The organism is Pseudomonas sp. RA_105y_Pfl2_P56 (assembly GCF_963970845.1).
GTDB lineage: Bacteria > Pseudomonadota > Gammaproteobacteria > Pseudomonadales > Pseudomonadaceae > Aquipseudomonas > Aquipseudomonas baetica_A.
Genome location: NZ_CAXAPL010000044.1, coordinates 39,660 through 48,280 on the forward strand (window position 1 = coordinate 39,660; position 8,621 = coordinate 48,280).

The following is an 8,621-nucleotide window of genomic DNA, read 5'->3' on the forward strand; positions in this document are numbered from 1 at the left end:
TCGGGGCGTGCATCAAACTGTCCAGGGCGGTGGGGACGTGGCGGCCAGCAAGTGCGCAAAAGCGTCGGCAGGCAGGGCTTTGCTGAAGTAGTAGCCTTGGCCTTCTTCGCAGTGGTGGGCCTTGAGAAAGGCCAGTTGTTCTGCGGTTTCGATGCCTTCGGCGATGACGTTCAATCCCAGACTTTTTCCCAGGCTGATGATGGCGCTGACGAGGGCGGCATCATTGCTGTCGTGGCTCAGACCGCGAATGAACGATTGATCGATCTTCAGCACATCAATGGGAAACCGGCGCAGGTAGCTCAGGCTTGAATAGCCGGTGCCGAAGTCGTCGATGGACAGTCGTGTGCCCAGTGCCTGCAGGCGATTGAGTGCGGTCATTGTCGCTTCGACGTTTTGCATCAGTACGCCTTCAGTGATTTCCAGTTCCAGCCAGCCGGCGTCCAGCCCCGACTGCCTGAGCACGTGCTCGACGCCTTCGACGAAGTCGCGCTGGCGAATATCGATGGGCGAGATGTTCACCGACATGCGGATCGGCGGCAGTCCCGCCACTTGCCAGGCCCGAGTCTGACGACAGGCCTCGGCCAGCACCCATTGGGTCAGTGGCACGATCAGTCCGCTGTCCTCGGCCACCGGAATGAAGTCCGAGGGATAGACCGTGCCGTGCCCCGGTTTCTGCCAGCGCACCAGCGCCTCGGCACCGACCACCCTGGCGCTGCGCAGGTCGATTTTCGGTTGGTAGTGCAGGACGAACTCTTGCCGTTTCAGCGCCAGACGAATGCCCGATTCGATGCTTTGCTGTTCGCGTGCGCGCTGGTTCATCGCGTCGATGAAGAAACCGATGTCGTTGGGGCCGTTTTCCTTGACGTTACGCATCGCGGTTTCGGCCTTCTTGATCAACTCGATGGCATCCAGTCCGTCTTCGGGATAGACGCTGATGCCCAGACTGGCGGTGACGCTGACGTCATGGCCGGCAATCGTCTGCGGCAGGCGAATGGCCGCGAGCACTTTTTCGGCGATGGCGTGGGTCTGCTGTGGATGGCTGATGTCGGTGAGGATCACCACGAACTCGTCTGAACCGTAGCGAAAGACCGAGTCTGATCCGCGTATGCACAGCAACAGTTGCTGTCCGACACGCTTGAGCATTTCGTCGCCCGCCGGATGGCCCAACGCATTATTGATGCGCTTGAACCGGTCCAGACCGAGGAACATCACCACCAGTTGCTTGTCATGGCGCCGGCAGACGGCCAGGGCCTGGCTCAGGCGATCACCGAGCAGGGTGCTGTTGGGTAAACCGGTGAGGGTGTCGTATTGCAGCAGGCGCGACACCTTCAGCAGTTCGTGAACCCGCGCCTCGATGGTTCGCTCAAGGCTGAGCATCTTCAGTGCCGCGTCCTGGGCCAGTTGCCATTTCCAGGTCAGGGCACTGGCCATCTGGCGGATTTCCAGGCTGTCGAACGGCTTTTTGAGAATCAGTAACTGGTCGCCGAACTCCAGCCGCTCGGCCATCGCCTCCCAGCTGTAATCGCTATAGGCGGTGCACAAGGCAATTTGCAGGTTCGGATCGGCCTGCCACAGTTGCTCGATGGTTTCCAGACCATCCCATCCCGGCGGCATGCGCATGTCGATGAAGGCAAGGGCATAAGGGTTGCCATCGGCCAGCGCGCGCAGGACCAGAGCCAAGGCTTCCTGGCCCTGGTAGGCGGAGTCTAGCTGGAAGTTCAGGTGTGGCGACTGACGGGTACCGAACAGCGTCTGTTCGAGGTGATTCAAGTCAGCCTCTTCGGGCGCCTTCGGGGCAAGGATCTTGCGGAAGTCGTCGTGAATCGCCGGTGTGTCATCGATGATCAGGATGCGCCGGTTGGATTGCGGGAATGGGGTTTTCATTCCTCATCCTCCCCCCGGGACTGGACTACCTTGTGTCCGTCCCTCAGCAGTTGGCCTGCCTGCTCGGCGCTGACCGCCTCACTGAAATAGAGCCCCTGTGCACTGGGTAATGCGGCCGCGGTGGGCGGCGCGGGATGCTGTCCCGGTGTCGGCTGGCCTTCGGCAATGATGCCGATGTCCAGATCCCGGGCGAAATTGACGATCGCCCGCAGTGCGCTGGCACCGGCTGCATCTTGAGTCGCGCTATCGATGACGCTCTGAGCAAGCTTGAGATGATTGACGCGGTAGGTTTTCAGGTAATCGAACGATGAATACTCGGTGCCGAAATCATCGATGGCGATGGTCACGCCCAGTTCACGCAGGCGTGGCAATACATCGTTGTGGGTCCACTTGGTCTGGGCCAGCGTCGCCTCGGTGACATCGAAACGCAAATCCCAGGGCGCAAGCTGCCAGCGTGCGGTGGTGCGCAGAACGTCGTAGATCAGTTCGGGGCCACTCTTGAGTTGCGCCAGAGAGAGCTTGATTGCCATCAACGGCGGTGCCACGCCTTCCTCACGCCAGAGTTGCATCTGGCGGCAGGCGCGATCCAGCACCCAGCGCCCCAGAGGAATGATCGCGCCGGTTCTTTCCGCCGCCGGGACGAAGGCGGATGCCGGCAGCAGACCGCGCCGCGGGTGCTGCCAGAGGATTTTCGCCTCCATGCCCAGAATCCGGTCGTTGTGCAGATCCATCTCCGGTGCGTAATGCAGTCTCAGCTCATCGCCCTCCAGCGCGGCCATCAACTCGCTGACGAGGGTCATGCGTTCGGCGACTTCCCGAGAGATCTCCTCCGAGTGGAAGTGATACTGGTTGCGCCCCGTTTCCTTGGCGCGGTACAGCGCCATGTCGGCTTGCCCCAGCAGGCTGTCGGCGTCGAGACTGGTCGCGCTGTAGCTGCTGATGCCGATACTGACCGAAATATGCAGCGCATTACCGGACAGGTTGTAGGGCGCCATCAGTGCGTCGCGGATATGAGACGCCATCGCGGCCGATTGGGTCGGGTCGCTGACGTCCAGTTGCAGGATCGCGAACTCGTCGCCGCCCAGGCGCGCCACCACATCGTTTTCTCGCACGCAGGCCTTGATGCGCTGGGCGACTTCCTGTAACAGCAGGTCGCCGACCGGATGCCCGAGGGTGTCATTGATTCGCTTGAAGTGATCCAGGTCGAGGTAAAACACCGCGAACGGCATGGCGCCACGACGCGCGGCCGCAAACGCCTGGTGCAGACGCTCGATCAATGTGGCGCGGTTGGCCAGCCCCGTCAGGCTGTCGGAACGGGCCATCAACGCCAATTTCTCCTCGACCAGACGACGTTCGGTGATGTCCAGGATGATGCCTTCGACTTCCTGCAGCCGTCCGTCATGATCGCGCACTGGTATATAGCGGTTTTCCACCCAGCGCCAAGTGCCCTGGCCGGTGCGCAGGCGAAATTCGATCGAAGCGCCCGACGCATGCCGATCCAGCACCCTGACCATGGCCGCATCGACGTTCGCCTGATCGTCCGGGTGAATCAGCTCCTGAGCCCAGTTCGGCGAGCGCACCAGATCCGCGGCGACATGACCATAGCGAGTGATGTTGTGGGAGATGTACATCAGTGCAAACGAGGGATCGCCGCGCAGCCGATAAAGGATGGTCGGGCTGTTCTGCACGATGATATTGGCGTCGGACAATTCCCGGGTGCGTTCCTCAACCGCTTGTTCCAGCTCGTTGAGCTTCAGCGCGGCGTCTTCGGTCATTTGCCATTTGACCGTAAGGGCGCTGGCCATCTGGCGGATCTCGATTGCGTCGAAGGGCTTTTTCAGAATCAGCAAACGGTCGTTCAGCGCCAGGCGCCGGTCGATGTCTTCCCACGAATAATCGGAATAGGCCGTGCACAGGGCGACCTGCAACTTGGGGTCGACTTGCCACAGCCGTTCGATGGTTTCCAGCCCGTCCCATCCCGGTGGCATGCGCATGTCAATGAATGCCATGGCATAGGGGCGCTCATCGGCCAGCGCAGCTTCGAGTTTATCGAGTGCTTCCCTGCCCTGAAATGCCGAGTCAAGTTCGAAGTGCAGTGTCTGTGTCGCAGTCGGGGTGCCGAACAATAGACTCTCGGTCTCGCCGAGGCCGTCGTCCTGGGGGATGACAGGGCAGAGAATCTTGGCGAAATCGTCATGAATCGCCGGGCTGTCGTCGACGATGAGCACGCGGCGATTGATGTATACGGGGGGCGCCGTCATACCGCGCGGTCCACGGGGTCACATGCTGTTGTCATCGGGAGCATCCTTTCCCTCATTACGTGCCTGTTCGAAGGCCGATGGAGTCCGCCTGCGAGTTGAGCATAGTCGCGCCCTCGGCAATTTGCCTGTGCACTCGGGCTGAAGATTTGCGTGAACACTGCAGAAAATCATCTAGCCTTCAGTCAGGCGCAGGCAAGCGAGGCGGTAGGCTGGCGCGTCGTTTTCGTCCACTGTTTTGCTTGAGGTCACGCCATGGAAGAGCAATCCGCCCCGACTCTGCCTCACCGCCCCACAGTGCTGCTGGTCGATGACGAGGAGTCGATCCTCAACAGCTTGCGCCGCCTGTTGCGGGGCCAACCCTACGATGTCCTGCTGGCCACGAGCGGCGCCCAGGCACTGGAGATGCTCGAACAGCAGACGGTTGACCTGGTCATGAGCGATGCGCGTATGCCCAATATGGACGGCGCCTCGTTGCTGGCTCATGTTCGCCAACGTCATCCGGCGACCGTGCGCATCATGCTCACGGGCTACGCCGACTCGTCCGCGATCATAAAGGCGATCAATGACGGGCAGATTCACCGTTACATCAGCAAACCGTGGAATGACGAAGAGTTGCTGCTGATCCTGCGTCAGTCCCTGGAGCATCAGCATTCCGAGCGAGAACGTCAGCGCCTGGAACAGTTGGCCCGGGTGCAAAACGATCAGCTCAAACTGCTCAACAGCACCCTGGAAAAGCATGTCGCGGCGCGCACCGCCGAGCTGCAACAGACCGCCGACATGCTTGATCTGGCTTACGAAGAGCTCAAACGCAGCTATGTCACCGGCACCGAAGTGTTCTCGTTGCTGGCCAATCTGCGCTTGCCCCCGGCCAAACAGACCAACCGGCAAATCATCGAACTGGTGCGCAGCTACTGCAAACACCATGACCTGGACGAAGCCACCAGCCGTGACCTGACCATGGCGGCGGCGCTCTACAATGTCGGCAAACTGAGCTGGACCGACGGCATGATGATTACGCCTTCGGATTTGCTGCGTCATACCGATCAAGAGCGTTATCGCGGGTATCCGAAGCAGAGCGAGTCCTTGCTGATGACGCTGGACCCGATGAAAGATGCCGCACGCCTGATCCTGCATCACCAGGAGCGATGGGACGGCAGCGGTTTTCCCGCCCGCCTCAAGGGCGAGGCGATTCCCTTCGGCTCGCGGTTACTGAAACTGGCGGTGGACTTCGTCGAGTTGCAACGCGGCCTGATTCTTGAGCGGCAGATGAACAGCGACGAAGCGTTGCTGTACCTGCGCCAGTACGCCGCACGCCTGTACGATCCGGAACTGGTCGAAGATTTCATTCACGTGTGTGCGGCCTTCCTCAGCGATGTCACGCTGGCCGATCCGACGGTCAAGGTACTGACCACTCGGGATCTGGCGCCGGGAATGATTCTGGCGCGCAATCTCAACGCTGATAACGGCATGTTGCTGCTCAATGCCGGCAAAACCCTCAGCGGCCTGTTGGTGGAAAAGCTGATTGCTTTCGAAGCCATGGAAGGCGGCAAATACAAGATTTTCGTCAAGGTGCCTGAGGAGGTCGACGAGCAACTCAAGGCTCAGGGTTAGCGATCTGTAAGGTGACGTCATTGGGCAGGCATGGGATCCTTGCGATTTTTTCAGGCCGGTGGCTGCCCCATGACCTCTGCACCCGTTGTCTCCCCACGCATCATTCGCATCGCCGCCGCGCTACTGCTCGGCGCTGACGGTCGCACCCTGCTGGTACGCAAGCGTGGTACCACGGCGTTCATGCAACCGGGCGGCAAGATCGAGCCCCACGAACGGCCCCTGCATGCACTGGCCCGTGAGCTGGAGGAAGAGTTGGGATTGCGTATTGACCCTTCGCAGCCGACATTCCTCGGCCAGTTCTGCGCCCCCGCCGCCAATGAGCCAGGATTTGTCGTACAGGCTGAAATCTTTCAACTGACCATCGACACCGAAGTCACCCCTGCCGCCGAAATCGAAGAGGTGGTCTGGATCGACCCGGCCACCGACGGCGATGTTGAACTGGCGCCATTGACACGCGACCTGATCCTGCCGTTTTATCGAGCCTCGCTCACCGCCATTGCCTGATCATCCACGCAAAGGACTTTGCCATGATCCCGCTTCAAGACCTGCTGATTTTCGCCGCCGCCGCGTTGCTGATGGTACTGACGCCGGGGCCGAACATGATCTACCTGATCTCGCGTTCGATCTGCCAGGGGCGCAAGGCCGGTGTGACCTCGTTGCTGGGCGTGGTGGCCGGTTTTTTTGTGCACATGTTTGCAGCGGCCGCCGGTTTGACCGCGGTGTTTCTCGCGGTGCCGATGGCTTATGAGGTGTTGAAGTGGGCTGGCGCGCTGTATCTGCTGTGGCTGGCCTGGCAAGCGGTGAAACCCGGCGCACGCTCGCCGTTCGAAACGCAGCCGTTGCCGGCGGATTCGTCGCGAAAGTTGATCACCATGGGCTTTCTCACCAGCGCCCTGAATCCGAAAATTGCGGTGTTCTACCTCTCGGTATTTCCGCAGTTCATCACGCCTGAACATGGCTCGGTGTTCACCCAGAGCATCATTCTTGGCCTGACCCAGATCAGCGTCAGTTTTTCCGTCAATCTGTTGATCGCACTGTTCGCGGCGGGCATTGCATCATGGTTCGTGCGTAACCCGACGTGGCTGGCGGTGCAGCGTTATTTCATGGGCCTGGTGCTCGGCGGTCTGGCCGTGCGGCTGATGATTGAACAACGGCGAGGGGCTTGAGATGTGGATCGAACGGCTGGACGCCTGCCATGCCCTGGCCTATCGCGAGTTGATGCTCCAGGCCTACGACCGCCATCCACACGCCTTCACCTCCAGCGTGCGCGAACGGGCAGTGATGCCGCTGAGTTGGTGGGAAACGCGGCTGACCAGCAAGCTCGATGTGGTGCTCGGTGCGTTCGAGGCCGGCGTATTGGCGGGCATCGTCGGTCTGGCGTTCGAGCCTCGTGAGAAGGCCCGACACAAGGCCACGTTATTCGGCATGTACGTGTCGGCGGATTTTCGCCAGCACGGCTTGGGTTATGAACTGGTGCAAGCCGCGCTGAGCGAAGGCCAAAACCATCCCGAGCTGAAACTCATCCAGCTCACCGTCACCGCCGGCAACGATGCGGCGTTCAAGCTGTATCAACGCTGCGGCTTTATCCAGTTCGGCCTCGAGCCGCTGGCCGTGCGGGTCGGTGAAGACTATTTCGACAAGATCCACATGTGGCGTGAACTCTGACCCGTCACTGTTTCATCCTGTTCAGGCTGGTGGATCGAGGTTATCCCGCGCGCGATTGACGGTCGGTTCACCGAGCAGGGGGGGGCGGTGCGGTGTGCCCGGCAAACTGTAGGCCGTGACGCAAGATTGCGTAGCCTGAGTCCATGTCTGGACATGTCTGTTAAACATTGCTGTTTAAGGTAATAAGAACACTCACCAAACCTGGCCGGGTGCAGGTGCGCGCAAATTGCTTTGGCCAAAATCGGAATCGCCCTACACGCAAAAGAGAATCACCCGGCATCAAAGCTTGAGGTCGCTCGCCAAAGTCCCCCGTTTTGCAGAACGGGACACGGATGTGACCAGACTCATCCTTCAACGCGAACTCCACGGCCAACAGCTACTCGACACCCACCAAGCCATGGACACCTTTCGACAGGCACTCAACCGCCCGGATGAACTGCCGGGTTTCGATGACATGCTCAATGCAATGGGCCTCAATCAATCCAACTACCTGCAAGGCGCCAACCAGCGAAAACTTGTCGAAGCCATTCGCAACGGCGACTGGGTCGTGGTGAAACCACGCGTTGTTGCCGATAGCGGCGGCGCCTCCTGGAACGCCTTCAAACCCGAACCACCACCCGCCCAGCATCTGGTGGAAGAGCACACCTACACCCTGCCGCAACCGGCAGAGTCGGGCTTTCACATCGTCCAGAAACCCATGAGCCGCGAAGCGCTCGAGCGTGCGCTCTACGAAACCACGCTCAGCGATGCCTTGCGCCGCGAATTCCGCTCCCTAAACCGCCATCTCGGCGAACAGGTCAAACCGGGACAAATGGTCATCTTCAGCGACTCGCGCAACTACATGTGCCGACGCGAAGAAGCGCAGATGATGGCGGCGGCAGAGAAAGTGAATGAAGCGCTGAAGGATCTGACGGATGAAGAGGCGTCTTTCATGGTTGAACACCATGAGGTGATTGAACCTTTTTTGGGGGGTTCTTCTGGAGCGTTGGGCGTCGCGTCGTTCATGGTGGGCCAGCACATGGAAACACTTAAGAACACGCTACAGAACTGGAGCGCTTGCACATTGAGCAATACCCCCCGGTGTCAGGATAGTTGTCGCCTCTCCGGTTTTTCCAAAAAAAGCATATCGGGGGCGGAAAGAGACTGGTCGTGCCGTACTATTCACCTGAACGCAGAGCCGCATTACTTAAGATGCTGCTT

At 60.0% G+C, this 8,621-nt stretch carries 6 protein-coding genes and 1 pseudogene; 5 read left to right on the forward strand and 2 right to left on the reverse strand.

The window, feature by feature from the left end; genetic code table 11:
- Window positions 1-12 precede the first annotated feature (12 nt).
- Together AACY11_RS23805 and AACY11_RS23810 are read right to left on the reverse strand one after the other, a co-directional pair.
- Entirely contained in the window at window positions 13-1,884 is a 1,872-nt protein-coding gene (locus AACY11_RS23805; protein WP_339432882.1) for a two-component system response regulator, read from the reverse strand.
- The gene (locus tag AACY11_RS23810; RefSeq protein WP_339495833.1) at window positions 1,881-4,145 is read right to left on the reverse strand and encodes a GGDEF/EAL domain-containing response regulator; all 2,265 of its coding nucleotides are present in this window, start codon (window positions 4,143-4,145) and stop codon (window positions 1,881-1,883) included. Before AACY11_RS23810 ends, AACY11_RS23805 begins: the two co-directional genes overlap by 4 nt.
- Window positions 4,146-4,397: 252 nt before the next feature.
- Here AACY11_RS23810 and AACY11_RS23815 point away from each other — a divergent pair, with 252 nt between their 5' ends.
- The 5 genes and pseudogenes from AACY11_RS23815 to AACY11_RS23835 form a co-directional block, all read left to right on the forward strand.
- Entirely contained in the window at window positions 4,398-5,756 is a 1,359-nt protein-coding gene (locus AACY11_RS23815; RefSeq protein WP_339495834.1) for an HD domain-containing phosphohydrolase, read from the forward strand.
- A gap of 69 nt (window positions 5,757-5,825) precedes the next feature.
- The gene (locus AACY11_RS23820; RefSeq protein WP_339495835.1) at window positions 5,826-6,260 is read left to right on the forward strand and encodes an NUDIX hydrolase; all 435 of its coding nucleotides are present in this window, start codon (window positions 5,826-5,828) and stop codon (window positions 6,258-6,260) included.
- 23 nt (window positions 6,261-6,283) lie between these two features.
- Complete coding sequence (locus tag AACY11_RS23825; protein WP_339432886.1) at window positions 6,284-6,922, forward strand: LysE family translocator; 639 nt, start codon at window positions 6,284-6,286, stop codon at window positions 6,920-6,922.
- A gap of 1 nt (window position 6,923) precedes the next feature.
- Window positions 6,924-7,421: a GNAT family N-acetyltransferase gene (locus tag AACY11_RS23830; RefSeq protein ID WP_339495837.1), complete on the forward strand. Its 498-nt coding sequence runs from the start codon at window positions 6,924-6,926 to the stop codon at window positions 7,419-7,421.
- A 226-nt stretch (window positions 7,422-7,647) separates the two neighbouring features.
- A pseudogene (locus AACY11_RS23835) lies at window positions 7,648-8,621 on the forward strand (hypothetical protein); the annotation flags it as partial.

Coding starts and splice junctions, on each gene's coding strand:
- AACY11_RS23805 (WP_339432882.1), bottom strand. CDS start 1,884: ATGAAAACCCCATTCCCGCAATCCAACCGGCGCATCCTGATCATCGAT.
- AACY11_RS23810 (WP_339495833.1), bottom strand. CDS start 4,145: ATGACGGCGCCCCCCGTATACATCAATCGCCGCGTGCTCATCGTCGAC.
- AACY11_RS23815 (WP_339495834.1), top strand. CDS start 4,398: ATGGAAGAGCAATCCGCCCCGACTCTGCCTCACCGCCCCACAGTGCTG.
- AACY11_RS23820 (WP_339495835.1), top strand. CDS start 5,826: ATGACCTCTGCACCCGTTGTCTCCCCACGCATCATTCGCATCGCCGCC.
- AACY11_RS23825 (WP_339432886.1), top strand. CDS start 6,284: ATGATCCCGCTTCAAGACCTGCTGATTTTCGCCGCCGCCGCGTTGCTG.
- AACY11_RS23830 (WP_339495837.1), top strand. CDS start 6,924: ATGTGGATCGAACGGCTGGACGCCTGCCATGCCCTGGCCTATCGCGAG.